General features: G+C 71.9%; 27 protein-coding genes. 16 read left to right on the forward strand and 11 right to left on the reverse strand.

The window, feature by feature from the left end; all coding sequences use genetic code 11:
* Positions 1-12: 12 nt before the first annotated feature.
* Complete coding sequence (locus KHP12_RS10150; protein ID WP_086881271.1) at positions 13-1011, forward strand: GlxA family transcriptional regulator; 999 nt, start codon at positions 13-15, stop codon at positions 1009-1011.
* Between the two features lie 295 nt (positions 1012-1306).
* On the opposite strand, the gene KHP12_RS10155 is transcribed toward KHP12_RS10150, so the two are convergent.
* From KHP12_RS10155 to KHP12_RS10170, 4 genes are all read right to left on the reverse strand, one after another.
* Positions 1307-2431, reverse strand: a complete 1125-nt coding sequence (locus KHP12_RS10155; RefSeq protein ID WP_086881272.1) for an asparaginase — start codon at positions 2429-2431, stop codon at positions 1307-1309.
* Between the two features lie 46 nt (positions 2432-2477).
* Positions 2478-4586 (reverse strand): SpoIIE family protein phosphatase, encoded by a 2109-nt coding sequence (locus KHP12_RS10160; protein WP_244202721.1) that lies wholly within the window; start codon positions 4584-4586, stop codon positions 2478-2480.
* 99 nt (positions 4587-4685) lie between these two features.
* Positions 4686-5540: a caspase family protein gene (locus tag KHP12_RS10165; RefSeq protein WP_086881273.1), complete on the reverse strand. Its 855-nt coding sequence runs from the start codon at positions 5538-5540 to the stop codon at positions 4686-4688.
* 121 nt (positions 5541-5661) lie between these two features.
* Positions 5662-6273, reverse strand: a complete 612-nt coding sequence (locus KHP12_RS10170) for a TetR/AcrR family transcriptional regulator (RefSeq protein ID WP_086881274.1) — start codon at positions 6271-6273, stop codon at positions 5662-5664.
* Between the two features lie 110 nt (positions 6274-6383).
* On the opposite strand from KHP12_RS10170, the gene KHP12_RS10175 reads away from it, so the two are divergent.
* Together KHP12_RS10175 and KHP12_RS10180 are read left to right on the forward strand one after the other, a co-directional pair.
* Positions 6384-6806, forward strand: a complete 423-nt coding sequence (locus KHP12_RS10175; RefSeq protein WP_086881275.1) for a nuclear transport factor 2 family protein — start codon at positions 6384-6386, stop codon at positions 6804-6806.
* Positions 6799-7671 (forward strand): NmrA family NAD(P)-binding protein, encoded by an 873-nt coding sequence (locus KHP12_RS10180; protein WP_086881276.1) that lies wholly within the window; start codon positions 6799-6801, stop codon positions 7669-7671. Before KHP12_RS10175 ends, KHP12_RS10180 begins: the two co-directional genes overlap by 8 nt.
* Before the next feature lie 57 nt (positions 7672-7728).
* Here KHP12_RS10180 and KHP12_RS10185 read toward each other — a convergent pair whose 3' ends face one another.
* Positions 7729-7968 (reverse strand): DUF397 domain-containing protein, encoded by a 240-nt coding sequence (locus tag KHP12_RS10185; protein ID WP_086881277.1) that lies wholly within the window; start codon positions 7966-7968, stop codon positions 7729-7731.
* Positions 7965-8522 (reverse strand): helix-turn-helix domain-containing protein, encoded by a 558-nt coding sequence (locus KHP12_RS10190; RefSeq protein WP_086881285.1) that lies wholly within the window; start codon positions 8520-8522, stop codon positions 7965-7967. Before KHP12_RS10190 ends, KHP12_RS10185 begins: the two co-directional genes overlap by 4 nt.
* Positions 8523-9308: 786 nt before the next feature.
* On the opposite strand from KHP12_RS10190, the gene KHP12_RS10195 reads away from it, so the two are divergent.
* Positions 9309-10484 (forward strand): MFS transporter, encoded by a 1176-nt coding sequence (locus tag KHP12_RS10195; RefSeq protein ID WP_086879363.1) that lies wholly within the window; start codon positions 9309-9311, stop codon positions 10482-10484.
* 555 nt (positions 10485-11039) lie between these two features.
* Here the strand turns inward: KHP12_RS10195 and KHP12_RS10200 are convergent.
* Complete coding sequence (locus tag KHP12_RS10200; RefSeq protein ID WP_086879362.1) at positions 11040-11552, reverse strand: hypothetical protein; 513 nt, start codon at positions 11550-11552, stop codon at positions 11040-11042.
* Positions 11549-12118 (reverse strand): ATP-binding protein, encoded by a 570-nt coding sequence (locus KHP12_RS10205; protein ID WP_086879361.1) that lies wholly within the window; start codon positions 12116-12118, stop codon positions 11549-11551. The genes KHP12_RS10200 and KHP12_RS10205 overlap by 4 nt, the downstream gene beginning before the upstream one ends.
* A 427-nt stretch (positions 12119-12545) precedes the next feature.
* Here KHP12_RS10205 and KHP12_RS10210 point away from each other — a divergent pair, with 427 nt between their 5' ends.
* Positions 12546-13361, forward strand: a complete 816-nt coding sequence (locus tag KHP12_RS10210) for an SDR family NAD(P)-dependent oxidoreductase (RefSeq protein WP_078559519.1) — start codon at positions 12546-12548, stop codon at positions 13359-13361.
* A gap of 194 nt (positions 13362-13555) precedes the next feature.
* Here KHP12_RS10210 and KHP12_RS10215 read toward each other — a convergent pair whose 3' ends face one another.
* Positions 13556-14959 (reverse strand): NsdA family TPR-like regulatory protein, encoded by a 1404-nt coding sequence (locus tag KHP12_RS10215; protein ID WP_086879360.1) that lies wholly within the window; start codon positions 14957-14959, stop codon positions 13556-13558.
* Positions 14960-15236: 277 nt separating this feature from the next.
* Here KHP12_RS10215 and KHP12_RS10220 point away from each other — a divergent pair, with 277 nt between their 5' ends.
* From KHP12_RS10220 to uppS, 5 genes are all read left to right on the forward strand, one after another.
* Positions 15237-16103: a Sco1979 family transcriptional regulator gene (locus tag KHP12_RS10220; protein WP_086879359.1), complete on the forward strand. Its 867-nt coding sequence runs from the start codon at positions 15237-15239 to the stop codon at positions 16101-16103.
* Position 16104: 1 nt separating this feature from the next.
* Positions 16105-16344 (forward strand): DUF397 domain-containing protein, encoded by a 240-nt coding sequence (locus KHP12_RS10225; RefSeq protein ID WP_020866552.1) that lies wholly within the window; start codon positions 16105-16107, stop codon positions 16342-16344.
* A 184-nt stretch (positions 16345-16528) separates the two neighbouring features.
* The gene (locus tag KHP12_RS10230; RefSeq protein ID WP_086879358.1) at positions 16529-17131 is read left to right on the forward strand and encodes a hypothetical protein; all 603 of its coding nucleotides are present in this window, start codon (positions 16529-16531) and stop codon (positions 17129-17131) included.
* A 66-nt stretch (positions 17132-17197) separates the two neighbouring features.
* Positions 17198-18010: an SAM-dependent methyltransferase gene (locus KHP12_RS10235; protein ID WP_086879357.1), complete on the forward strand. Its 813-nt coding sequence runs from the start codon at positions 17198-17200 to the stop codon at positions 18008-18010.
* Positions 18011-18132: 122 nt separating this feature from the next.
* Positions 18133-18942: a polyprenyl diphosphate synthase gene (gene uppS / locus KHP12_RS10240; RefSeq protein ID WP_211832590.1), complete on the forward strand. Its 810-nt coding sequence runs from the start codon at positions 18133-18135 to the stop codon at positions 18940-18942.
* A gap of 125 nt (positions 18943-19067) precedes the next feature.
* Here the strand turns inward: uppS and KHP12_RS10245 are convergent, their stop codons facing one another.
* On the reverse strand, positions 19068-20294 hold the full coding sequence (locus tag KHP12_RS10245; protein ID WP_037960006.1) for an acyl-CoA dehydrogenase family protein: 1227 nt from the start codon (positions 20292-20294) through the stop codon (positions 19068-19070).
* A 192-nt stretch (positions 20295-20486) separates the two neighbouring features.
* On the opposite strand from KHP12_RS10245, the gene KHP12_RS10250 reads away from it, so the two are divergent.
* Complete coding sequence (locus KHP12_RS10250; RefSeq protein ID WP_086879354.1) at positions 20487-21143, forward strand: TetR/AcrR family transcriptional regulator; 657 nt, start codon at positions 20487-20489, stop codon at positions 21141-21143.
* A gap of 58 nt (positions 21144-21201) precedes the next feature.
* Here KHP12_RS10250 and def read toward each other — a convergent pair whose 3' ends face one another.
* Complete coding sequence (gene def, locus KHP12_RS10255) at positions 21202-21774, reverse strand: peptide deformylase (RefSeq protein WP_086879353.1); 573 nt, start codon at positions 21772-21774, stop codon at positions 21202-21204.
* 190 nt (positions 21775-21964) lie between these two features.
* On the opposite strand from def, the gene KHP12_RS10260 reads away from it, so the two are divergent.
* The 5 genes from KHP12_RS10260 to KHP12_RS10280 all read left to right on the forward strand — a co-directional run bounded on the left by KHP12_RS10260 (position 21965) and on the right by KHP12_RS10280 (position 26625).
* Positions 21965-23203, forward strand: coding sequence for a Mur ligase family protein (locus tag KHP12_RS10260; RefSeq protein ID WP_037959995.1), 1239 nt, complete (start codon positions 21965-21967; stop codon positions 23201-23203).
* Positions 23204-23226: 23 nt separating this feature from the next.
* Positions 23227-23964 carry a type 1 glutamine amidotransferase gene (locus tag KHP12_RS10265; RefSeq protein WP_086879352.1) on the forward strand — a complete coding sequence of 246 codons (738 nt, stop codon included), beginning with the start codon at positions 23227-23229 and terminating at the stop codon, positions 23962-23964.
* A 176-nt stretch (positions 23965-24140) separates the two neighbouring features.
* Positions 24141-25166 (forward strand): 6-phosphofructokinase, encoded by a 1026-nt coding sequence (locus tag KHP12_RS10270; protein WP_211832592.1) that lies wholly within the window; start codon positions 24141-24143, stop codon positions 25164-25166.
* Positions 25167-25223: 57 nt separating this feature from the next.
* Complete coding sequence (locus KHP12_RS10275; RefSeq protein ID WP_086879351.1) at positions 25224-26174, forward strand: cytochrome c oxidase assembly protein; 951 nt, start codon at positions 25224-25226, stop codon at positions 26172-26174.
* A gap of 295 nt (positions 26175-26469) precedes the next feature.
* A complete protein-coding gene (locus KHP12_RS10280; RefSeq protein WP_167442820.1) occupies positions 26470-26625 on the forward strand; it encodes a hypothetical protein in 156 nt (51 codons plus the stop codon).
* Positions 26626-26628: the final 3 nt, after the last annotated feature.

The following is a 26628-nucleotide window of genomic DNA, read 5'->3' on the forward strand; positions in this document are numbered from 1 at the left end:
GAGAATCGCGCCATGTCCGTCTTCACCCACCCCGGCCGCCATCGGGTGGCGGTGCTGGTCCGCCATGGGCTGCTGCCGTTCGAGCTGGGCATCGCGCACCGGCTGTTCGGCCGAGCCGTTTCGGCCGCCGGTGAGCCGCTGTACGAGGTGGTGACCTGCGCGCTGGTCCCCGGCGAGGTGCGTACGGACTCCGACGTCACGATGAACGTCGCGCATGGCCCGGAGGCGCTGGCCGAGGCCGACACCGTGCTCGTCCCGGCCGCCAACGAACCGGACGCGCCACAGACCGAGGGCAAGCTGGACGCCCCGCTCACCGGCGCCTTCGCCCGGATCCGCCCCGGCGCCCGGATCGCCTCGATCTGCACGGGGGCGTTCGTCCTGGCGGCCGCGGGGCTGCTGGACGGGCGCCGGGCGACCACCCACTGGCAGGAGGCCGACCGGTTCCGGGAGCTGTTCCCGGCCGTCGCGCTCGACCCGGACGTCCTCTACGCGGACGAGGGCGAGGTGCTGACCTCGGCCGGGGACGCCGCCGGTATCGATCTGATCCTGCACATCATCCGGCGCGACCACGGTGCGGCGGTGGCGGGCGAGGTGGCCCGCGCCTCGGTGGTGGCCCCGCACCGCGACGGCGGCCAGGCGCAGTTCATCCGGCGGCCCGTGCCGGAGCGGCGCGGCGGCTCCACGGGCGCGGCCCGCGCCTGGGCGCTGACCCGGCTCGACCGTCCGCTGACCCTGCGGGAGCTGGCGGAGCGGGAGTCGATGAGCGTACGGACCTTCTCCCGGCGGTTCCGGGACGAGGTCGGGATGACCCCGGTGCAGTGGCTGACCCAGCGGCGCCTCGAGCGCGCCCGGCAGCTGCTGGAGGAGAGCGATCTGCCGGTGGACCGGATCGCGGCGGACGCGGGCTTCGGCACCGCCGCCTCACTGCGGCAGCATCTGCACACCGCCCTCGGGGTGTCACCGAGCGCCTACCGCGCCACGTTCCGAGGCAGCGCGGCTCGCCACTACTAGGCGGCGTCCGGCGGATCAGTCCCCTCCCCGCCCCTTCCCGACACCTGACGATATGCGGCTCCGCCGCGTGGGGGGCTCCGCCCCAGACCCCGCTCCTCAAACGCCGGAGGGGCTGATTTCAGCCCGTCAGGGGGCACCTCCCAGCGGTAGCTGGGGAGCTTGAGGACACGCCCGAAGGGCGTCCGGGGTCCAGGGGCGAAGCCCCTGGTAGCGGGAAGGGGCGGGGAGGGGGAAGCATCGATGTGCGGCTCCGCCGCGTGGCCCGCCGCAGGCGTCAGAACCCGTCGGAGACCCCCTAGCGGCGGACCGTGAACTGGCCGGTGCCGAATGTGTGGAACCAGGTCTGGATCCGATGCTCGTTGTGCGTGGTGGCGAGCGAGAGGAGCAGCAGCAGCCGGGCCTTCTGCGGGGTCAGGCCCTGGGCGCCGATGACGCCGCGCACATCGGGGTCGTAGACGGCGCCGGAGCCGGCGCGGGAGGCGGAGACCATGACCACCCCGTTCTTGACGGCGTCGTCCCGGGCCTCGGTCATGGCCGGGGAGAGACCGCCCGCCCCGGAGCCCGCCGTGACGATCCCGGCCGCCCCGGCGTCGGCGAACGCCTTGATGGCCTGGGGTCCGGCGCCCTGGTAGCTGTAGGCGATGTCGACCTTCGGCAGTGGCCGCCGGGCGATCCGGTCGAGGTCGAACGGGGTCTTCCAGCCGGGCTTGCCGCACTGCTCGACCCGGGCGGGCGCGCGGTTGACGCGGATGTGGTTCTGGTCGATGACGCCGAGCTCTCCGCTGCTGCCGCTGCTGAAGGCGTTCAGCCGCAGGGTGTCGGACTTGCGCACCTCGCGGGCGGCGTGGATCTGGTCGTTGAGCATCACCACGGTGCCGAAGCAGGTGGTCCGGCCGCTGGCGGCGAGGTGGATGGCGTTGTAGAGGTTGGCCGGGGCGTCGGAGCCGACCACCGTCCAGGGCCGCATGGCGCCGGTGAGCACCACGGGCTTGTCGCTGCGGACGGTCAGGTCCAGCCAGTACGCGAACTCCTCCATGGTGTCGGTGCCGGTGGTGACCACGACCCCGTCGTTGAACTTCAGGGCGTGGTCCACGGCGGCGGTGAGCCGGCGGTACTCGGGGATCGTGTAGTTGTTGGAGTCCTTGTTGCCGAACTGCTGGGTGGTCACGCCGGCGATCCGGTTCACCTCGGGTCTGAGGTCGTTCACCAGCCGGGACACCGGGAGCTTGCCCGCCTGGTAGTCGTCGAAGGACACCTTGGTCCTGCTGACGCCCGCGATGGTGCCCCCGGTGCCGATCACGGCGACCTTGGGGGTGGGCCTGGGGATCGGCTCCGCTCCACCGGCGAGGGAGGCCGTGCTCCCCAGGGCGAGGGCCACCAGTGTGATCAATACGCCGGAGCGGCGGGCGAGCTGAGCCATGGGGACGTCATCTCATCGATGGAGTGCGTGACGGGTCGGCCCTTCTTCAGCCACTGTCCACGGTAACCACGGACTTCTCCGGCAGTCGAGGGCGGCGCAGCCGGGCCAGCAGCAGGGCCACATCGTCGTCCGGCGCCCCGTGCAGCGCGGCCAGCACCTGGTCGCAGATCCGCTCCAGCGGGCCCTGGTGGCGGCGCAGCAGCTGCACCAGGGTGTGCAGCCCCACGTCGAGGGACTGATGGCGCTTCTCCACCAGGCCATCGGTGAACAGGGCCAGCAGCGCGCCCTCGGCCAGCTCCCGCTCCACCGAGGCGAAGGGCACGCCGCCGACGCCGAGCGGGGCGCCGGTGGGGATGTCGATGAGTTCGGCGTCGCCGCCGGGATGCACCAGCACCGGCGGCAGATGCCCGGCGGTGGACATCTCGCACCGCCCGGTGCGCGGATCGCAGACCGCGTAGAGGCAGGTGGCGATGGACTCCCCCAGGCTGGACGTGATCTCGTCGAGATGGCACAGCACCTGGGCCGGGGGCAGCCCGAGCCGGGAGAAGGCCCGGGTGGCGGTGCGCAGCTGGCCCATGATGGCCGCGGCGTGGATGCCCTTGCCCATGACATCGCCGACCACCAGCCCGACCTTGCCGTCCGGGAGGGGCAGCACATCGAACCAGTCGCCGCCCGCGGCGCTGACCGCGGGCAGGTACCGGGAGGCGATCTCCAGTCCGTCCAGGTCGCGCGGCTGTTGGGAGAGCAGGCTGCGCTGGAGGGTGAGCGCGGCGTCGCGTTCGCGGGCGTAGAGCCGGGCGTTGTCGATGCACAGGGCGGCGCGGATGGCCAGTTCGCAGGCGAGGGTGAGGTCCTCCTCGTCGAACGGCCTGGGGTTGATGGTGCGGTGCAGGCTGAGGGTGCCGAGCACACTGCCGCGGGCGATCAGCGGGGCGGCGATGTACGAGTGCACGCCCTCGCGCAGCAGCACCCTGGCGGCGTCGTCGTCCCGGGCGATCCGCCGTACGTCCTTCTCGGTCACATGCGGCACCAGCAGCGGCCGGGCCTCGCGGACGCACTGGGTGATCAGCCGGGTGGGCTCATAGCGGGCGATCTCCCCGACCGGGTCCGCCGCGTGGACGGCGGCGGTGGGGTACCCGGCGGCGACGGCGAGCGCCCGGAAGCGGGCGGAGCCGTCGGTCCACACCCGGGGCGTGGCCTCGCGGTGCACCACGGAGTCCAGGACGTCGACGGCCGCGAGGTCGGCGAGCCGGGGCACGGTCACATCGGCGAGTTCCTGGGCGGTCTGGCGCAGATCCAGCGTGGTGCCGATGCGGACGCTCGCGTCGGCGATCATGGCCAGCCGCTCGCGTGCCTCGGCGATCTCGCTGGTCTCCCGGTGCCGCCGGGAGATGTCCATGATGGAGACGGCGATGCCCAGGATCCGGCCGCTGGGGTCCTCCAGCCGGTAGTACGACTCCGACCAGGCGTGGTCATGGTCGGGGTCGGCGGGGGTCCGGCCGACGCTCTGCTGGTCCAGCAGCGGCTCACCGGACTCCAGCACCCGCCGCATCGCGCCCTCTATGGCCTCGACGTCGAGCCCCGGCAGCACCTCCCCGAGGCGGTGGCCGCGCACCTGGGACTCGGTGATCGAGTTCATCTGCTGGAGGGCCGGGTTGGCGAGCAGCCAGCGCAGGTCGGTGTCGAACACCGCGAGCCCGACGGGCGACTGTTTGATCAGGAAGCCGGAGACGGCCAGGTCGGTCTCCAGCCGCCGTACGGTCCCCTCGTCGGCGGCCAGTCCGAGGGCGTAGCCCTCGCCGTGGGCGTCCCGCAGGCCCATGGTGCGGAACTCCACCTTCAGAGTGGAGCCGTCCGGGCGGCGGACCGGGAAGACACCGGCCCAGGTGTCGCCCGCCCGCACCCGTGCGAAGAGCTCCACGGCCGCCCGGCGGTCCCGCGGGTGGACCAGCAGCTTGTCCGCGCGGCGTCCCAGCGCCTCGGCCGCCCGGTAGCCGAACAGCTGTTCAGCCTCGGGGCTCCAGAGCGCGATCCGCCCCTCGACGTCCAGGGCCACGGCGGCGACCCGCAGCAGGTCGAGCACCCCTCCCGGGCCGGTCGCCATGCTGCTGATAGCCGCCTCTTCCTCCTGGTCCACACGGTCATGCGTCGTCATACCGGCACCTCACCGGCTCGCCGTGCCCTCCTACTGTCATACCTCGCCCGGCGGGCCGCCGCACACGGATATGACAAGGGCACGGTCTCAGATCCCGGTTCAGATGGTGAAGGGCCGCTGCCGGGCGAAGGCGGAGTTCGGCGCACCGGCCTGGAAGAGGTTGGGCGTCTGGTCGGGCGGCATCCGCTTGACGATCTCCCGGTGCAGCCCGCGGTAGCTGCCCGCGAAGGCACCGCCTCGCCAGACCTCCAGCAGCGTACCCGTGAAAAGCCCGTTGACGATCCCGTCGGCCGAGGTCTGGTTGTCCTGGCAGCCGGAGATCTCCAGCACACTGGCGTCGATCTTGGCGAGGTCCTTGGCGGTACGGGTGTTCTGGATCCGGTCGTAGACGTCGCGGTCGCGCCGGTAGACGGCGGCCTGCACCGACTGGGGCATGGCCCGGATCCTGCGGCCGACCTCCTGCGGGTCGGCGGTGCTGAAGCGCCGGTCGAGCTCCTGGGGGCTGAGCATCTCGGGCAGCCGCCGGGCCACGGTGCCGCTGTGGCAGCTGTCGGAGAGCAGCCAGATCCGCACCCCCCTGGCGAACTTCCCGAACAGCTCGAAGAGCTCGTCGTCGACCAGCTGCCGGTCGTACAGCACCCACGTCTCGTCGAGACGGTCGCCGGTCTCGTCGTGGTTGAGGTCGGGCACCTGACCGCCGTGGCCGGAGTAGGTGAGGAAGAGGATGTCCCCCTCGGCCAGCCGCCCGGCCGCGGCCTCCAGGGTGGCGGTGACCGTCTCCGCGGTGGCGGCCGGGCTCAGCAGCGGGCCGGTCACATCGAACCCCGCGGCGTCGGCCAGCCCGGCCATGTCCACGGCGTCCTGCTCGCAGGCGCCCAGCTCACCGCTCCAGCCGTCGTACGCCTCGGGGTCGACCTGATTGAGTCCGATGTGGACGGAGAGGCCGATGGACATGGGGGCTCCTTGGGTCGAGGACGTGCGGCGGCTCACCATCGCTCGTCACTAAGCGATGATGCGGGGCCGCGCCCCGCCATGCCCTGTTCTCCGGCCCCATCCGGAGGAGGCACCCCGGCCGTCAGCCTCCGCGCGGCCGGGCGTCCAGGGCCCGCAGCGCCATATCGGCGGCGCGCTCGAAGTAGCCGGGCTCCAGGGGCGCGCCACGGGCCGAGACGCGCCAGTAGACCAGCCCGCCGAGCAGATCGAGCGCCAGCTCGCGGTCGAGGTCCGGCGGCAGCTCACCGCGGTCGACCGCCCGGTCCAGCGCATCGGTCATCCGGGCGCGCCGGGGCTCGCCGACGCAGCGGGCCAGGGCCTGGCTCAGCTCCTCGTCGCGCTGCGCCTCGGCGATCAGGTCCGGCAGGATCCGGGAGAACCGCGGATGGGTCAGCCAGTCGGCCACCGCGCGCAGCCCGGCCAGCACATCGCCGCGCAGGGTCCCGGTGTCGGGCGGCTCCACCAGGGCGACGCTCAGCTCGGACACGACCGCGATGACCATCCGCTGCTTCGACGGCCACCGCCGGTACAGGGCGCTCTTGCCCACCCCGGCCCGTTTGGCCACCGCCTCCATCGACAACCGGCCGTAGCCCTGCTCGGCGAGCTCGTCGAGGACGGCTTCGGAGATGGCCGCGGTCTTGTCCGCGCGCAGGGTGGCGGCGCCGCTCGGAGGGCGCCGGGTGGGCTCCGACATGACCCCGAGGTTAACAGATGGACGGGACGGTACCGTCTCGTTCTATGCTGTGCGGACGGGACGGCACCGTCCCGTCCTATTGACTTCCGTTGATGGAGGAGAGGTACGCCATGGACGACCGCGTCAAGGTGTTCGAGCGGGCCAAGGAGCTGCTGCTCGGCCACGACATGGTGGGATTCGCGGAGCTGTGGGCCGTCGACGGCACCATGGAGTTCCCCTTCGCCCCGCCCGGCCGGCCGCGCCTGCTGGAGGGGCGTGAGGCCGTGCGCGCATACGTGCGGGACTACACCGACCACATCGATCTGCGCGCCGTCGCGCACGAGGTCGTCCATCTCACCGAGGACCCCGACGTGCTGATCGTGGAGTTCTCGATGGACGCCGTGGCCGTCGGAACCGGCCGCCCGCTCCGCCCCGGCTACGTCGCCGTCATCACCGTCCGCGACGGCGAGATCGCCTCGTACCGTGACTACTGGAATCCGCTGATGCTCGACGAGATGAGCTTCGGTTCCGAGGAGGGCCGGACCCATGGCTGAACCCACCGCTCTGGTCCTCGGCGCCACCGGGAACACCGGCTCCGAGGTGCTGCGGATGGTGCGCGCGGAGGGCGCGCGGCCGCTGGCCGCCACCCGGCGGCCCGAGACCGCGGCCGCGGCGGGCGTGGCCGACGCCGTACGGTTCGACTGGCACGACCCGGCAGGCCACGCGGCGGCGCTGCGCGGTGTGGACCGGCTCTACCTCGTCGCGCCCCTGGGGGTGGCCGAGCCGCTGCCCGTGGTCGAGCCGTTCCTTAAGGCCGCGGTCGCCCAGGGCGTACGGCGTGCGGTGCTGCTGAGCTCGTCCGCGGTCGACGAGGCGGACACCGGCCTCGGCGCGCTGCACACGCTGGTGCGGCGGACCGTGCCCGAGTGGGCGGTGCTGCGGCCCTCGTGGTTCATGCAGAACTTCACCGGTGACCATCCGGTAGCCCAGGCCATCCGCGGCGACGGCGAGATCGTCACCGCCACCGGGGACGGCAGGGTGGCCTTCGTCGACGCGACGGACATCGCCGCCGTCGCCACCCGGGCCCTGCTGGACGACCGTCCGCACACCACGGAACACGTCATCACCGGCCCGGAGGCGCTCGGTTACGCCGAGGCGGCGCGCATCGTGGCGGAGGTCTCCGGGCGGCCGGTCCGCCATACCGCGGTGGAGACCGGGGAGTTGGTCGGGAGACTGAGGGCGACAGGGCTGCCGCCGGAGTTCGCCGCGTTCCTCGCCGGGCTCGACGAGGACATCCGGCACGGCGCGGAGGACCGTACGACGGACACCGTCGAGCGGGTCACCGGGCGCCCTCCCCGCTCGTTCCGCGCCTTCGCCGAGGCACACCGCGCCGCGTTCGTTCCGCCGTCGGCGGCCTAGACCCCGGTCCGGGGCAGGGAGGGGAAAGATCCGCCGGACGCCCCGGAGCGGCCGGGCTCAGCGGACGGCGAAGGCCAGGAAGTCCGCCCAGGCGGTGGCGGCTATGTGGAGGCGGGGACCGTCGGGGTTCTTGGAGTCCCGTATGTGGACGGTGGTGGGGGTGGTGGCGACCTCGACGCAGTCGCCGCCGCCCGCGTCGCTGTGGCGGGACTTGTGCCAGTCGAGAGCGATCTCGACGCACTCGCCGCCGCCCGAGTCGCTGTAGCCGCTCTTGAACCACAACAGGTCGTCGCTCATCTCTCACCCATCAACTGGCTCATGACTTCCGGGCCGCCAATTTGCCGCCGTAGCGCAGCCTCTTCGAGGATGACGTGGATCAGTGCCCTCGGCTTACGATCGAAGATCGCCTTGCGGTCCAGACGACCTTGCACGAGCTGTTCGAACTCTGCATCTTCGAAGGGCGGGTAGTTGCACGCGAGTAGCGCCCGAATGTAGCCCTCTGTCTGCAGAAGTCCATGGATCACCTGGGTGCAGTACGACGCGATGCTCAGGGCTTCCTGCTCCAGCTGAACGAAGCCCTGGAAGTACACCGGGTAGCGCTCAAGCCGCAAGTACTTGATCGCAGACCGCAGCAACCCGCCCGCGTCCAGTGCCTTCTCGGCCACGTCGATGAACTCGTCCGTCGGCGGCTTCGCGCACGTCTCCACGGCGCTCACCGCCGACCCGGTGTAATTCATCAGCGCACCCAACTCGTCCTGGGTGAACCCCGCCCGTTCCCGCAGAAGCCGCAGGACAGCGGCGAAGTACTGCACGGTCGGCGGAGCGGAGTCCTCCTTCTTCGACTGGGCCACGCGGCCCCCCAACAACTCTCAACGCCAATCAACCCGCGCTCGACCAGAGTTGCCGGTCGCCGCAGTCGACGCTCTGTTACTGGTGAAGGCAGCGGCCTGCACTGACAGTGGGAGGATGAACGCGGAAAGACACGACGTAAACCCGCTCCATGGCTGGAAGCAGAGGTTTACGCTCATCCCTCCATCCGTCTCCCATGCTCGCCGCGCCGCCGATGCCGCTCTCCGCACCTGGGGCCTGGACCGGAGCTCGGCGGCCCTCTGGGCCCGAATCCGCCTGTAGCGGTCGTCGGTTGGGCGCGGCGCCGTCTCGCGCCTTCGGCGCAATTGAGCATGGGTCGGGGGTGCCGGGGCCGGGGCCGCGTCGCCGGCCGCCGGGCCGGTGGGGGCGGGGCGAGTGGCGGCATCCGGGCTCGCGGGCCGGAGTCGATCCGGACTGCGGGCGCGGCCCCTCCGGGTACCCCTCTCAAAAACACTTGATCTGGCGCAACTAATAAGTCAAGCAATCTCCAGAGGGGTACCCCACCCCCGGCGGAGTTGTCCGGCGTCGACCCGAGCCCCCGACTGCGGAAGCCGCCACCGGGCCCGACCTCCCACCGGCCCGGCGGCCGGCGACGCCGCCCGCGCCCCCACCAGCCGCCCCCATGCTCAAATGCGCCGAAGGCGCGAAACGGCGCCGCAGACGACAAACGACCCCAGCCCGGCACGCGCCTCCGGGCTCACTCCAGGACATGCCGCAGATCTCACGCCCCCTGGACCACCTCGGCCGCGACGCGCGAACGTACGGCGATGCGCGCCTATGCGGAACTGATGCGTCATGGATCGGCTCGGCGGCTGATGCTCGCCTCCACCACCGGTAAGCTGCGCTTTGCCATCTTCCCCCTGGCCACCGTCCTGCTCGGACACGGCTCTTCGGGCTCGTTCCTGGACGCGGGGATCGTGGCCGGGGCCTGGAGCGTCGGCGGCACCGTGACGGCGCCGCTCCGGGGCAGACTGGTGGACCGTCATGGGCAACGGTGGCCCATGGGAGTCATGGCCGTGCTCACCGCGCTCGCCGTGGCCGGTCTGGTGACGGCCACGGCGACCACACAGCTGGTGCTCTCCGGCACGCTCGCCGGGGCGAGCGCACCGCCCATCGTGGCGAGCACACGCTCATTGTGGGCGCGGGCCGTCCCCCACGACCTGCTGCGCGGCGCTTACGCGCTCGAAGCCGTCCTCACCGAGGTGACCAAGATCTGCGGCCCGCTCGTCGCGGCAGCGGCGGCCGTACGGTCCCCCCGGCTCGGGGTGATCGTTGCCGGGGCGCTCCTGGTGGCGGGCTCGTGCCTGGTGATGTCACACCCTCCGGCCCTCTCCACCCTCGCAGCCCCCGCCCCGGACACCGGCAGCCGTGGCGTCCTGAGCTCGCCCGCGCTGCGGCTGCTGCTTCTCACCAACGTCTGCGCCGGAATCTGCCTCGGGGCACTGACGGTCGGCCTTCCCGCCCGGGCCGCCGAGAGTGGTTCGGCGGCGGGCGCGGGCTGGATGTTCGCCTGCCTGGGCCTGGGCAGCGCACTCGCCGGCGCACGCTTCGGCACCCGCCACCGCACGGCCCCGCCCGCCACCGGCTATCTCACCACCCTCACCTGGCTCGCACTGCTTCTGGCCCTCCTGGCCGCCATATCGGCACCCCCGCTCATGGCGCTCCTCCTCACCCTCGCAGGCGCGGCGTTCGCCCCCATGACCGTCTGCCTGTTCGAACTGCTGGACGCACACGCGCCCCGTGGCACGGCCGTCGCGTCCATGATGTGGATGGTCGCAGGCGAGGAACTCGGCATCGCCGCCGGGACCATGGCCACCGGAGCCCTGGCCCAGCAGGCGGGCACCTGGCCGACCCTCGTCCTCGCGGCGGCGGCATGCGGACTCGGCGCCACGATCACCGCGCTGCGCATCACCGAATTGGCCTGTGACGAACGATCACCGTGAGGCGAGCGAAAAGCCACTCGGCTCCGGCGGGCCGCTACGGGGTGTCCGACGGAACGTGACGCCTGCGGCGGGCTGCTCCCCTCCCCGCCCCTTCCCACGCAGCATCGATATGCGGCTCCGCCGCGTGGGGGCTCCGCCCCAGACCCCGGGGCCCAGGGGCGAAGCCCCCGCGTGGTCCGCCGGACATCCCCTAGACGCAATGCCGGGACTCTGTTGGTGCCCCGACGCCTGGCACGGCCGCTCGCCGCGTTGTCGCGTCACCCGAGTACGCCCAAGTAACGAGGGCGACGCTCCGCCTTGCGATCGACCGCACCAGCCTCCCCCAGCTACCGCTGGGAGGTGCCCCCGCTCGCGGCCGGGCGCCCCCTTTGACGACAGACCCTAGGCGGATCGGCGGAAGTCGGCTGCGTTCGGTGCGCCCCGAAGGGGCGCGGGGCTGTGTCGAAGTGCGGCTCCGCCGCGCGGCTGTGTCGATATGCGGCTCCGCCGCGTGGGACCAGCCACGACGGCGCCGCGGACGATCGACGGCAGGTCAGGGCACTTCCAGCGGAGCGCTCAGCGGAACAGCACACCCGGGAGGCCGGGGCGGTCGACGGCCTCCTGGAGGGCGGCGCGCAGGGTGTGGCTGTCGGTGAGGGGGCCGCCGGGCCGGATCAGCCAGACATGGCCCTGCCGTACGCAGCCGGGCCTGGGGCAGCGCAGCACCCGGCCCGGCCCCGCCGCGGCCACCGTACGGCGGCGGGCGTACACCGTCCCGGCCAGCCAGACCTTCCACTCGGCCGCGGCTCCGGGCGGCACGAGGAAGGAGAGCACATGGCTGGCGGTGGCCAGCATCACCGGCCCCGCCGCATCGCGCCGTTGCAGCGCCTGGATCACCGCGGTGCCGATGTCGTCGCACATCCGCACCAGGTCGAAGACCGGGCCCACCGGCAGATCCGCGAGGCCGGTGCCGCTGGCCCACTGGAGCCGCACCCGCCCGGGGTCGTCGCTCGCGGACAGCAGCCATTCGGCCGCGTCGGTCTCCACGGTGACCCGCGTCCGGCGCTGCCCCCGCGCCCCCGCGTTCATGAGGTGGCCACCAGTGGCAGGGTGAACCACACCTTCTTCCCCCGGACTCCGGGGTCGGGCGGCTCGGTGCCCCAGTCGGCCGCCAGGTCCTCGACGATGGCCAGCCCCCGTCCGGACTCCTCGGTGGGCTCCGGCGTGCGGGCGACCGGGACCACCGGCGAGCCGTCGGCCACCTCCACCCGCAGCTCACGGCCGAAGCGTTCCAGCGAGACGGTGATGGTGACGGTGTCCGCGGGGCCGGAGCTGCCGTGCTCCACGGCGTTGGCGAACAGTTCGTTGGTGGCGAGGACGACATGGTCCACGATCGCGCCGAGCCGCCAGTCGCGCAGATGCCCGGCGACCATCCGGCGCACCGCGGCGGCGCGGTCGGGGAGGGCGGGGAACTCCGCCCGGAAGAGCCGGCGGGTGTCCAGCGGGATCACCGTCCTCTCCCCTCCGGAGCAGGGGACGGGGATCGCCGCGGCGGCCGGGCCGCCGGCCGGATCGGTTCCCGGCGCGGCCCGCCCGGTAACCGGCTCGGTTCGCGGGCGGTCCGCGGAGACCGCGACGCCGCGGCTCGGGCCCATCGTCTCGCCCTCCTCATCGGCCGACGCCGGCCGGTGCGACAGTCCTGGACAGGATCGGCTCACGGTCTCGGTCCTCACGGTCCTCATCGGTCTGTGGGCTCTGGTGGCATACGGGCACATGGGGTGATTGATGTCCGGGTGAGCGGGTAAGCGCATTCTGGTGACCGACGGCGTGGCATCTGAGCTGGTGACAGGCGGTGCGCACGCCCCACCCGACCCGCCTGGACCAGCTGCCACGGACGGAGACGGCCCGGTCGCGGTGAGTGCCGGTTACCGGCATGGTTCCTCCTTCGAAGGCAGCGCAAAGCGCCATCGGTCGCCGTTCAAGTAGACAAACGGTTGGACCGGCCGGCGGGCGAGAGGGCATGGGGGTTGTCCGGTTGTACGGGCGTAGTGGTTCGGGCTGTACGGTCCGGACGTGGCAAGCGTGAGCGAGGGCCGCGAGGGGCGGCCGGGCCCGGGGGAACGGTCCGGTGTGGACGGCAAGCGGGTCCTGGTGACCGGGGGTTCCCGGGGGCTGGGTGAACAGATCGTACGGCTCCTGGCGGCCGGCGGGGCGCGGTTGGCCACGTGTGCGCGGACCCCGGAGCATCTGCGGTCCCTCACGGCGTCCCTGGGCGCCGAGGGGCACGGGGAGCCGTTCACCCGTGCGCTGGACGTCACCGAACCGGAGCTGCTGGAGCGGTTCGTGGATGCGGCGGGGATACGTTTCAGCGGTCTTGACGGCGTGGTGGCCTGCGCCGGCGGTGCCCGCGGCCGCGGCATCGAGGACTCCGGTCCCCAGGACTGGTCGCTGACCTGGGAGATGAACGTCGGTCATACGGCCCGGCTGGTGAGGGCCGCGGTGCCGCATCTGCGCCGGGCGGGCGGCGGCTCCGTGGTGGTGATCGCCTCCATCTCCGGCTGGAAGCCGGGGCCCCAGGCGCAGTACGGGGCGGCCAAGGCCGCCCAGATCCATCTCGCGGCCTCACTCGCCCGTGAGCTGGGCCCGGACGGGATCCGGGTGAACGCCGTCTCCCCGGGGTCCATGCTGATCCCCGGGAAGCGGTGGGACCGGATGCGCACCGAAGAGCCCGAGGCCTACGCCCGGTTCACGGCCGAGCTGCCGCGCGGTGAACTGGTCACCCCGCGGGAGGTCGCCCAGGTCGTGGCGTTCCTGCTCTCGGACGCCTCGAGCGGGGTCTCCGGTGCGCATCTGCCCGTGGACCGAGCCCAGAACGCCCCCACGCCGGGAGGCTATTGAGAGCCTGTGTCATATCCTCGGCCGGGCGTGCGACGCCTGGCACGCACGCTGATCCGACCGTGGATATGACACAGGCTCTGCCCCCGGCGCTCCCCCGAGCGGAGGCGCTCCGGACACGCCACCGGCCGCTCACACGGAGCGGCCGGAGACTTCACTCGAGGCTCCGGCGGGGCGAGGCCCCGAGGCCGGATGCCTCAGGCGGCCACGCCCAGCACGGTCCGGGAGCGCTGCTCGAACTCCCTGACCATGGGCTCCCCGCGGTGCGGCCGCAGCCGGGTGCGGAAGTCGCGCAGCGCCTGGATCGAGCGCTCGCTGTGCACCCCGCTGAGCGTGTCGAGTGCCTCGCCCGCGGTGCCCACGGCCTCGTCCAGCCGGTTCTGCTGGAGGTAGGCCGTGGCCAGCACGGATCTGCTGATGGCCTGGCGCCGACGCCGGTCGGCGTTGGCGCGCACGGATTCGGCGGCGGCGTGCTCGGCGTCCGTGGCATTGCCCAGGTCGCGGAAGCACAGCGCCGCCTCGGCGGCCAGATAGTGGTGGTCGAGGAAGCGCACCCAGGGCGACTCCTGCTCGGGCCCCTGGCTGGCGGCCAGTTGGGCCTCGGCCGTACGCAGCGACTTGGACGTCTCTCGGGGCTGGTCCAGTGCGGCGTAGCCACGGGCGGCCATGGCGTGCAGCCGCATCAGCCCGAGCGGGCTTCCGGCGTGCTTGGCGGTGGCGACACCGACCCGGGCCAACTCGACCCCCGCCTCGGGCTGGCCCAGGTTGGTCGCCAGATGGGACAGGCCGGCCAGGATCTGACCGCCCAGGACCCGGTCGCCGCCCTCGGCGCACAGCCGCAGCGCCTGGGTCATATAGCGCTGGGCCAAGCCGTATTCGGCGTTGTCATAGCTGCTCCAGCCGGCCATCGCGGCCAGCTTGGCGGCGGCGGTGAACAGCTGGCGCCGCTCCTGCGGTGGCGCGCCGCGCTGCTGGAGCATGGGGACGACCTCGGTCGAGAGATAGAGCACGATGCTGGCGCGGACCTGGCCGCCGCCGAAGCGATTGTCCATCTCGTCGAACATGTTGATCGCCGCGTGGACCTGTTCGACGCGGCCGCCTTCGGCCGCGGGTGCGAGCCGGGCGGTGTCCTGGTTCTCGACCAGCCACAGCAGCCATTCGCGCTGTGGGGTCACCAGCGCGCCGGCGACGAAGGGCACCGCACCCAGCAGGCTGCGGCGGGATATGTCGGTGGAGCCGAGTTCGGCGAGCGTGTGCAAGGTTTCGCTTACGTCCTCCCGGTAGGCCAGCGCCCGGGCCACGACCGGTCGCTGTCGGTCGGAGATGAACCCCAGCTCGGCGGGGCCCACGGGCCTGCCGAGCCGGTGGGAGAGCACGGCGGCGATCAGCTCCGGCGTGGTGCCGCGCGGCTGTCCGCCTTGCAGCCAGCGGGTGACGGACGCCTTGTCGTAGTTCGACTCGCGCCCCTGCCTACGGCCCAGTTCATTGACCCGCAGGGCCAATGAGGCGTAGGAGCACCCGGATTCCTTCAGGGCGGCGGCCAACGCGCTGTTGGCCACGGTGGCTTGGCGCCCGCTTACCGGCTGTGCCTGATGCGTCACCGTGACCGTCCCCGTTTCGAGCCACGGCGGTCTCTGGGATCCCCGTCGCCCGCCGCCCACCGGTCGGCCGGGGGCCTCAACGACGTTGTGGACATGGGTGGTTGGGAGCCCTCGCCATCGAGGGTGAGATGGGTCACGCGCTCACTATGCGTGGTGAAGCCGTCACCCCGCAACCTTCGTTCTGATAATTTCAAAGCGTTCCGCTCGCTCTGTCAGTGTCATCTATCGCGTGGCACACTGTGCAGGCATATGACAGCCATTCCTACGGGAGGCGGACGTGAGCGAGGCACGGCCGGCCGGCGCCGCCCCCACTGTCTTGCGGAGAGTCCTGGGCAAGCGTCTGCGGCATCTGCGCGAGCGGGCGAAGGTGTCATTCGAGGAAGCCGCGAAAGCCATCGAGGTCACCCCGTTGACCGTGCGCAGGATGGAAAAGGCGGAAGTCGGCCTCAAGATTCCGTATCTGAAGGAGCTGCTCCGGAACTACGGCGTCCGCGGTCCGGAGATGGAGGATTTCCTCGCTCTGGCACGCGAGGCCAACCAGCCCGGCTGGTGGCATCAGTTCCGCGATGTGCTTCCGGACTGGTTCAGTGTTTACGTAAGCCTCGAAAATGAGGCCACCGTCATTCGCGCGTACGAGCCCCACTACGTACCCGGGCTGCTCCAGACGGAGGACTACGCGCGAGCGGTGCTACGCATGGGCTTCCCGCGTGACACCGAGGAGGAGCTGGAGCGCCGGATCGCGCTGCGGGTCAAGCGCCAGAGCCTGCTCACCAAGCCGGAGGCGCCGACCATCTGGGCCATCCTCGACGAGACGGTGCTGCACCGCCCGGTCGGCGGCTCGCGGGTGATGCGCGACCAGATCGACCACCTCATCGACACCTTGGACATCCCCAAGGTCAGGCTTCAGATCATGCGGTTCGCGGCGGGACCGCACCCCGGGGCGTTCGGCCCCTTCCACTACTTCCGCTTCGGATTCTCCGAACTGCCGGACGTCGTCTACACCGAGAGCCTCACCGGGGCGGTCTATGTGGACAAGCCGGCCGAAGTCGTCGCCTATCTCGAGGTCCTGGACCGGATGACGGTCCAGGCCGAGCCGATCGGCGACTCCAGCACCATCCTGGCCGAACTGCGTAAGGAGCACTGAGATGCATGACCCCGTCTACACCGGAATGCCGGCCACGGACCTGGGCACGGAGGGCTGGGAGAAGCCCTGGAGCGGGTCCAACGGCGGCACCTGCATCGAGGCCAAGCGACTGCCGGACGGGCGGATCGCGCTGCGCCAGTCCACCGACCCGGCCGGGCCCGCGCTGATCTACACCCGCTCGGAGGTGGCGTCCTTCCTGGAGGCGGCGAAGGCCGGCGAAGCGGACTTCCTCATCTCCTAGAGCGGGCCGTCCACGGCCGGTTTCCCGAAACTCCCCGAAAACCACTACGCCCGCACAACCGCACAACCCCGCACCGCACTCCCGTCCCCGCCGTCCCGCCACGCACACTGAAGACGCCGTGGCGGGCGGCGGTGTCGTCCCCCTTGCAGATGTGCAGAGCCCATGGGACCGACAGGATGCCGTAATGAACCTCGACCACGCGGTGACACAACACCGCACCCTGATCGTCGAGGGCTGCGACGGAGTCGACAGGGACGCGCTGCTGACCGGTCTCGCCCGCCGGCACGGCTACACCGTCACCCGCGCCTCCCGCGAACTCCCCCATGTCGACCCGGTCCGGCCGTACCGCGAACTCCTCCAGCGCGACGGAGCGCTCGCGGTCGACGCCGGGCTGGTCGGTGAGCTCGTCTACGGGCCGCTGCGCCGGGGCCACTCCCGGGTGACGTGGATTCAGGCGTTCGACTTCGCCGAGGCGGTGGCCGAGCGCCACGGCGCCTTCGTCCATGTGACCGCCCCGGTGCACGTACTGGAGGACCGGCTGGCCGCGCGCGGCGCCTCGGCAGCGGCCCTGGCGGAGATCGACGCCGCCGTCACCGGCTATGACCACGCCTTTTCCACCCTCGCCGAACACGCCCCGGTGCTCACCGTCGAGGAGCGGCCGGCCTCCGGCGGCGGCCCGGACCCGGATCCGGGCCACGGCGAGGCGGCACCGGAGCCCCCGGTGGCCTCGTTCGCCCGGCCCTTCCCCCGCATCCGCTCCCCCGGACCGTTCGCCGAGCAGAGCTGAACTCCCCGGCACCGGCCCTAAGTTGGTGCCCCGCGAATCGCATCCGCACGGCAGGAGACTGGCGCTATGACAGACGGCTCGTCCACCCCCGACCAGCAGGCCCTGACCAAGATCGACACCACGGTGCCGCATTCGGCCCGGATCTGGAACTACTGGATGGGCGGCAAGGACAACTACGAGGTCGACCGGATCGCCGGTGACGAGTACCGGGAGGTCGCCCCGAACATCGAGACCATGGCCCGCGCCTCGCGCGCGTACCTCATCCGCACCGTCACCCATGTGGCGGGCGCATGCGGGATCCGGCAGTTCCTGGACATCGGCACCGGGCTGCCCACCTACGACAACACCCACCAGGTGGCCCAGCGGGTGGCGCCCGAGGCCCGCATCGTCTACGTGGACAATGACCCCCTGGTGCTCCGGCACGCCCAGGCGCTGCTCACCAGCACCCGCGAGGGGGTGACCGACTACATCGACGCCGATCTGCACGAACCCGAGCGGATCCTGGCGGCCGCGTCGAAGACGCTCGACTTCGACCGGCCCATCGCCCTGATGCTGATGGGCATCCTCGGCCACATCCAGAACTACGACGAGTCGGTGTCGATCGTGCGGCGGCTCCAGGCCGCCTTACCGTCCGGCAGCTACTTCGTGCACTACGACAGCACCGACACCGACCAGGCGCTCAAGCAGGCCCAGCAGGGCTACGACGACACCGGCGCCGTGCCGTACGTGCTGCGCAGCGTCGAGCAGATCAGCCGCTACTACGAGGGCCTGGAGCTGATCGAGCCCGGTATCGTGTCGTGTCCGCTGTGGCGCCCGGCCCCCTCCGAGACGGATATCGAGACCACCGATGTCCACGGGGGCGTGGCGCGCAAGCCGTGACGATGGTGACGACCAAACGAATGGTGACGACCAAACGAATGGTTCGGCCACCGGGGAGGTAACCCCCGCCCCCGTCGCGTCGTCAGACACGGCGCCGGGAAGCGAGGCGGAGGGACGCGCGGGTGTTCGAGGTCGGGGCCTGGAGAGTGCCCTCCGTCAAGCGGCTGCTGCGGGCGTCGGTCGCCGGTGCCCCCGCCGTCGTACGGCAGCGCCGCGGCCCCCAGGACGAGGCGCCGGGGCGGCCGCGGCACCTGGCCATCATCATGGACGGCAACGGCCGCTGGGCCGCCCTGCGCGGCCTCTCCCGCACCCGTGGCCATCAGGCGGGGGTGCTCGCGCTGCCGCGGGTGGTGGACACGGCCCTGGAGGAGGGCATCGAACACCTGTCGCTGTTCTTCTTCTCCACCGAGAACTGGAACCGGCCGCGCGGCGAGGTGGCCGCCCTGATGCGGCTCACCGCCCAGCTGGCGGATGTCTTCCGGGGCTACGGCGAGCGGGGGGTGCGGCTGCGCTGGCTGGGCTCGGAGGCCCGGCTCCCCCGGGCCACCCTGGCCGCGCTGCGCCGCGCGGAGGACGACACCCGCGACAACCGCGCCATGACGCTGGCCTTCTGCTTCAACCACGGCGGCCGGGAGGAGATCGCCCGCGCCGCCACCTCACTGGCCCGCGCCTCGGCGGACGGCGCGCTGGACCCCGGGGCCATCGACGAGGCGCTGTTCACCCGCCATCTGCCGCACGCCGATCTGCCGGACATCGACATGCTGGTGCGCACCTCCGGGGAGCAGCGCATCTCCAACTTCATGCTCTGGCGGGCGGCCTACGCGGAGCTCTTCTTCGTGGACACCCTGTGGCCCGACTTCACCGCTGAGGAGCTCCGCGCGCTGCTGACCGCGTTTGCCTCCCGGAAGCGGCGTTTCGGCGCGGGGGTCTGACCTGTTGTCGATCGTCTGCGGCGCCGTCGTGGCCGGTCGCGCCCGCGCGGCGGAGCCGCACATCGACACAGCCCCGCGCCCCTTCAGGGCGCCTCCCGAACCGGAGCCGACTTTCGCCGATCTGCTCAGCGAATCTGGACGCCGGACAGGGTGCGGGCGATGACCAGGCGCTGGATCTCGCTGGTGCCCTCGAAGATGGTGTAGATGGCGGCGTCGCGGTGCATCCGCTCGACCGGGTACTCGCGGGTGAAGCCGTTGCCGCCGAGGATCTGCACCGCCTGGGCGGTGACCTGCTTGGCGGTCTCACTGGCGAACAGCTTGGACATCGAGCCCTCGGCCGACTCGAAGGGCCGGCCGTTCACGGCCATCCACGACGCGCGCCACACCATCAGCCGCGCGGCGTCGATCCGGGTGCGCATATCGGCGAGCTGGAAGGCGACACCCTGGTTGTCGATGATGGGACGGCCGAACTGCTCCCGGGTCTTGGCGTAGTCGAGCGCGACCTCGTACGCGGCGCGGGCGGTGCCGACCGCCATGGCGCCGACGGCCGGGCGGGACGCCTCGAAGGTGGCCATGGCGGCGTTCTTCAGCCGCTCCCCGCCCGACTTGGCCCGCTCCCGGGCGCGTGCGAGGCGTTCGTCCAGCTTCTCCTTGCCCCCGAGCAGGCAGCTGCCGGGCACCCGCACCTGGTCGAGGACCACTTCGGCGGTGTGCGAGGCGCGGATGCCGTGCTTCTTGAACTTCTGGCCCTGGGAAAGACCGGGGGTGCCGGGCGGGATGATGAACGAGGCGTGGCCCTTGGAGCCGAGGTCGGGGTCGACGACCGCGACCACCACGTGGACATTGGCGATACCGCCGTTGGTGGCCCAGGTCTTGGTGCCGTTCAGCACCCATTCGTCCTTGGCCTCGTCGTAGACGGCGCGGGTGCGCATCGAGCCGACGTCGGAGCCCGCGTCGGGCTCGGAGGAGCAGAAGGCGGCGACCTTCACATCGTCGGCGTCGCCGTACATCTGCGGGATCCAGGTGCCGATCTGCTCCTCGGTGCCGTTGGCGAGGACGCCGACGGCGGCGAGGCCGGTGCCGACGATGGACAGGGCGATGCCCGCGTCGCCCCAGAACAGCTCCTCCATGGTCATCGGGATGCCGAGGCCCGTGGGATCGAAGTACTGCTGGGCGTAGAAGTCCAGGGAGTACAGGCCGATCTTGGCGGCCTCCTGGATAATCGGCCAGGGGGTCTCCTCGCGCTCGTCCCATTCGGCGGCGGCCGGGCGCATGACGTCCGCGGCGAAGCCGTGGATCCAGTCGCGCACCGCCTTCTGATCGTCGTCGAGCTCGAACGAGAACTCCGCCATGACCCCTCCACGTGCTTATTACCTGCGGTAACAGCAGTCTGTTACCGCCCAGTAGGCGATGTCAACTCCCCCGGGCACGCGGGCCCCGCTCCCCCTCGGGTGTTACGTTGCGCTTCAGCGCGCAGCGCGATCGCGCAGGGAAGCGCGAGGCGCGAAGGCGCGAGTACGACATCGGGGGCGGGGAGGCAACGCATGCGGACCGGGACCAGCCAGCGGGACGACCAGCGGCAGACGGCCCAGCAGAGGCGCAAGGAGCTGCTGGAGGCCGCGGACCGGGTGGTGTTGCGCGACGGACCAGAGGCCTCGATGAACGCCATCGCCGCCGAAGCGGGCATCACCAAGCCCATTCTGTACCGCCACTTCGGTGACAAGGGCGGACTGTACCGCGCCCTCGCCAAGCGTCACACCGACGCCCTGCTCGCCTCGCTGCGCGCGGCCCTGGACGCGCCCGCCGACGACCGTAGGCAGCGCGTGGAGGCCACGCTGGACACCTATCTGGCCGCGATCGAGGCCCGGCCCCAGGTGTACCGCTTCCTGATGCACCCGGCCGACCACGGCCAGCAGGAGCCGGAGCAGAGCTTCGACGTCGGCCACCACTCCGCCCCGCTGCTGCGGCGGCTCGGCGAGGAGCTGGCCACGGTGATCGCCGAGCGGGTGGAGCTGGGCCCCGGCGGCGACGAGGTGGCCCGGGTCTGGGGCCATGGGATCGTCGGCATGATGCACGCGGCCGGTGACTGGTGGCTGCGCGACCGCCCCTGCGCACGCGGCCAGTTGGTGCACCATCTCACCGATCTGCTGTGGGGGCGGCTGTCGCTGGCGGACGACCGGGTCGGCGCACCGGGATTCTGAGACCCCGGCAGCTCCCCGCCCCTTCCCTCAACTGGGGCTCCGCCCCAGACCCCGCTCCTCAGACGCCGGAGGGGCTGGAACCGGAGGGGCTGGAATGGGTCCAGGGGGCGCGGCGGATCGCGCGCAGCGCCCTGCGCCGCCGCAGCCCGGTGAGCCGGTCGATGAACAGCCCGCCGTCCAGATGGTCACACTCGTGCTGAAGACAGCGCGCGAAGAAGCCCGTGCCCTCGATCCGCACCGGCTCCCCGGTCATCGTCACGCCCTCGATCACCACGTGGTCGTGGCGCGGGGTGCCCGCCTCGACGCCCGGCAGCGACAGACAGCCCTCCGGCCCGCGCACCGTCACCCCGTCGGCCGCGACCGGCCGGGGGTTGACCACATGCCCCAGATGGCGGTGGTCCTCGTCGTCCGGGCAGTCGAAGACGAAGACCCGCAGCCCCACACCGATCTGATTGGCCGCGAGGCCCACCCCGTGGGCCGCGTACATCGTGGCGTACATGTCCTCGATCAGCAGGGCCAGCTCGGCGTCGAACGCGGTGACCTCCTCGCACGGCGCGCGCAACGCCGGATCGCCGAGGAGACGCAGGGGCCGCACCGCTCCGCGGCTGCCCGGGATCACGCCATGTCGCATGGCAGCCAAGCTTACGGCGCCGGTGAGGTGGGCCCCGCGCGCGCGGCCGGAATTCGGGACAGCCGCCGGATCTCGATAGGCTGCTCTCCGACCGTGGCCTCCCGGCCGGCGACGCGGCACGGAGGGGGCGTACCACCGGCGCCTCGGGGGGCAGGAGCGGCGCCGGTATGCGAGGAGGATCGAGAAGACGATGGCAGGCAACTCGGAGCCGCTGTCACCGCGGGCCAAGCTGGCCGTGACGGCGGGCAAGGCCGCGGCGGCGGTGTCGCGGGCCGCGGGCCGCGGCAGTGGATCGGTGATCGGCGGCAAGGTGGCCCTGCGGCTCGACCCCGATCTGCTGGGCAGGCTGGCGCAGCACCTGGACGTCATCCTGGTGTCGGCGACCAACGGCAAGACCACGACCACCCGGCTCATCGCCGAGGCGCTGCGGGCGGCCGGCCCGGTCGTCTCCAACGCGCTGGGCGCCAATATGCCGGCCGGTATCACCTCGGCCCTGGCGGGCGGCTCCGATGCCCGCTACGGCGTCATCGAGGTCGACGAGAAGTACCTCGCCGGTGTGGCGCGCGACACCGAGCCCAAGGCCATCGCGCTCCTCAACCTCTCCCGTGACCAGCTCGACCGCGCCGCCGAGACCCGGATGCTCGCCGAGAAGTGGCGCGAGGGCCTGACCGGCTCCAAGGCGGTCGTGATCGCCAACGCCGACGACCCGCTGATCGTCTGGGCCGCCTCCTCCAGCCCCAATGTGGTGTGGGTCGCGGCCGGGCAGGAGTGGAAGGACGACGCCTGGTCCTGCCCGTCCTGCGGCGGTGTGCTCCAGCGCCCGGGGGACGACTGGGTCTGCGGGGAGTGCGGCTTCCGCCGTCCGGTCCCCAGCTGGGCGCTGAACGGCGACTACGTCCTGGACCCGCACGGCGCCGCCTGGCCCATCCAGCTCCAGCTCCCCGGCCGCGCCAACAAGGCCAACGCGGCCACCTCGGCCGCCGTCGCCGCCACCTTCGGGGTGCCCCCGCAGGTCGCGCTGGAGCGGATGTACCAGGTCCAGGCCGTGGCCGGCCGGTATGACGTGGTCACCTTCCAGGAGCGCCAGCTGCGGCTGCTGCTGGCCAAGAACCCGGCCGGCTGGCTGGAGACCTTCTCGCTGATCGACCCGCCGCCCACCCCGGTGATCCTCTCGGTGAACGCGCGCGGCGCCGACGGCACCGACACCTCCTGGCTGTGGGACGTGGACTACACCCGGCTCGCCGGGCACCCGATCTGCCTGATCGGCGACCGCAAGCTGGACCTCGCGGTGCGCCTGGAGGTCGCCGGGCTGGACTTCCGGGTCTGCGCGGACGCGGACGAGGCGGTGCGGATCTCCCCGCCCGGCCGCATCGAGGTGATCGCCAACTACACCGCGTTCCAGGACCTGCGCCGCCGGGTCGGCAACTGACCCCCGTATCGAGAGGCACGAAGATGCGTAGCACGAGCCAGAACGGCCTGCGTCTGGTGTGGGTCTACCCCGACCTGCTGAGCACGTACGGCGACCAGGGCAACACCCTGGTGGTGGAGCGCCGGGCGCGGCAGCGCGGGCTGGAGGTCTCCCGCCTGGACGTCCGCTCCGACCAGCAGATCCCCACCTCCGGGGACATCTATCTGATCGGCGGCGGCGAGGACCGCCCGCAGCGGCTGGCCGCCGAGCGGCTGATCCGCGACGGCGGGCTGAACCGGGCGGTGGCCAACGGGGCGATCGTCTTCTCGGTGTGCGCCGGGTACCAGATCCTCGGCCATGAGTTCGTCAACGACCTCGGCCAGCGCCAGCAGGGCCTGGGGCTGCTGGACGTGGTCAGCACCCGCGGCGAGGGCGCCCGGTGCGTCGGGGACGTGCTGGCCGACATCGACGAGCGGCTGGCGCTGCCCCCGCTGACCGGCTTCGAGAACCACCAGGGCGTCACCCACCTGGGCCCGACCGCCCGCCCCTTCGCCCGGGTCCGGTTCGGCAACGGAAACGGCACCGGGGACGGCTTCGAGGGCGCGTACAGCGACACCGTCTTCGGGACGTACATGCACGGCCCGGTGATGGCCCGCAACCCGCACATCGCGGACCACCTGCTGAAGCTGGCCCTCGATGTGAACGCGCTGCCGCCGGTCAACGACCAGTGGTACGAGGCGCTGCGCAACGAGCGGATCGCGGCGGCGACCCAGCCCGCCTGAGCCGCGCCCCGCTCGCTCGAGCGCAGCTCAGACGCCGTTCGAGCGCAGGGTGACCGCATGGCGGACATCCGGCCGTCGAGCGCGCCCCCGCCACCCGCCCGCTTGTAGGGTGGCGGGGTCCCGCCGGACGACGCGGTCCGGCCGTCGGCCCCATCTCAGACAGAGGTATGCGTGCCATGCGCATTGGTGTGCTCACGTCCGGCGGCGACTGCCCCGGCCTGAACGCGGTCATCAGGTCAGTCGTCCACCGCGCCACCGTCGACCACGGCGATGAGGTGATCGGCTTCCAGGACGGCTGGAAGGGCCTGCTGGAGTGCGACTACCGCAAGCTGGACCTGGACGCCGTGAGCGGCATCCTGGCCCTCGGCGGCACCATCCTCGGCTCCACCCGGGTGCGCCCGGAGCATCTGCGGGACGGGGTGGAGCGGGCCAAGAGCCATGTGGCGGAGCTCGGCCTGGACGCGGTCATCCCCATCGGCGGGGAGGGCACGCTGAAGGCCGCCCGGCTGCTCTCGGACGCCGGGCTGCCGATCGTCGGCGTGCCCAAGACCATCGACAACGACATCGCCTCGACCGATGTGACCTTCGGCTTCGACACCGCGGTCGGGGTCGCCACCGAGGCCCTGGACCGGCTCAAGACCACCGCGGAGTCCCATCAGCGGGTGCTGATCGTCGAGGTCATGGGGCGGCACACCGGCTGGATCGCGCTGCACTCGGGCATGGCCGCGGGCGCCCACGCCATCGTCGTCCCGGAGCGCCCGTTCGACATCGAGGAGCTGGCCGGGACCGTCGGGGCGCGGTTCGAGGCGGGCAAGAAGTTCGCGATCGTGGTGGTGGCGGAGGGCGCCAAGCCGCGCGAGGGCACGATGGACTACGAGGCCGGCGGCAGGGACGTCTACGGCCACGAGCGCTTCGCGGGCATCGCCCGCCACCTCTCCGTGGAGCTGGAGCGGCGGCTCGGCAAGGAGGCCCGGGCGGTCATCCTGGGCCATGTGCAGCGCGGTGGCACCCCGACGGCGTACGACAGGGTGCTGGCCACCCGCTTCGGCTGGCACGCGGTCGAGGCGGCCCACCGCGGCGAATTCGGCACGATCACGGCGCTGCGCGGCACGGACATCACCCTGGTGCCGCTCGCCGCGGCCGTGGAGCGGCTGAAGACGGTCCCCACCGAGCGGTACGCCGAGGCCGAGTGCGTGCTGTGATCGATGCGGTTCTAGGCTGGTGCGAGCACATTTCGTGCGCACTGGGAGGAGCACCGGATGGATCACGGCGGGCACGGCATGATGATGGATCTGCCGCCGTTCACGCTGTCGCGCGGGCTGGAGTTCGGCGGCGATCCGTTCTTCCTGGTCGGCTGTGTGCTGGCGCTCGGTCTTTACGGCTGGGGCGTCGCGCGGCTGCGGCGGCGCGGCGACGCCTGGCCGGTCGGGCGCGTGGTCTCCTTCGTGCTCGGGGTGCTGACCATCGCGGTCGCGATGTGCACCAAGCTGAACGACTACGGCATGGTCATGTTCAGCGTCCATATGGTGCAGCACATGATCATCAGCATGGTCTCGCCGATCCTGCTGCTGCTGGGCGCGCCGGTCACGCTGACCCTGCGGGCCCTCCCGGCGGCCGAGCGCGGCCGCAAGGGGCCACGGGAGCTGCTGGTCGCGCTGTTGCACAGCCGCTATATGCGGATCATCACCCACCCGGCGTTCACCATCCCGCTGTTCATCGCGAGCCTGTACGCGCTGTACTTCACCCCGCTCTTCGACTTCCTGATGGAGAGCAAGGCCGGGCATATCGCGATGATGGTCCACTTCCTCGCGGTGGGCCTGGTCTTCTTCTGGCCGATCATGGGCGTGGACCCGGGCCCGCACCGGCCCGGCTATGTGATGCGGATGCTGGAGCTGTTCTCGGGCATGCCGTTCCACGCGTTCTTCGGCATCGCGCTGATGATGGCGTCCGAGCCCATGGTCGGCGCGTACAAGCACCCGCCCGCCTCGCTGGGCATCGACGCGCTGTCGGATCAGACCTGGGCGGGCGGTATCGCCTGGGCCTTCAGCGAGATCCCGTCGGTGATCGTGCTGGTGGCGCTGGTCTACCAGTGGTACAAGTCCGAGCAGCGCCAGGCGCGGCGCATCGACCGCACCGCGGACCGGGACGGCGACCAGGAGCTCGCGGCGTACAACGCGTATCTGGCCTCGCTCCAGTCCCGGAGCCAGTGAGGGTTCGCCGGATCTTGTCGCCTGCGGCGGGCCACGCGGCGGAGCCGCATATCGATGCTTCCCCTCCCCGCCCCTTCCCGACACCTGACGATTTGCGGCTTCGCCGCGTGGGCGGCTCCGCCCCTGGACCCCGGGGTCTGGGGCGGAGCCCCAGTTGAGGGAAGGGGCGGGGAGGGGAAAGACCCGCCGGACACCCCGTAGCGGCCGGGGCCCGGAGCGCGAGACCATGGACCCGGGCCCTGGGTGGCCCGGGTCCTGACGAAGGGGCGTCGGGACCGCCGTGAGGAGGTCGGGGATGCCCGGTTCCGCGAAGGCGATGACGATGGCCACGGTGGGGGGTCTGGTGCTGGTGACGGCCTACACCGTGGCTCTGGGGAGCAACGGCTGGCTCTGGTTCAGCTGGGTGGTGCTCGGACTGCTGACCGTGGGGGTCGTGGTGGCCCGGGGCTGAGTC

The organism is Streptomyces asiaticus, assembly GCF_018138715.1.
Lineage (GTDB): Bacteria > Actinomycetota > Actinomycetes > Streptomycetales > Streptomycetaceae > Streptomyces > Streptomyces asiaticus.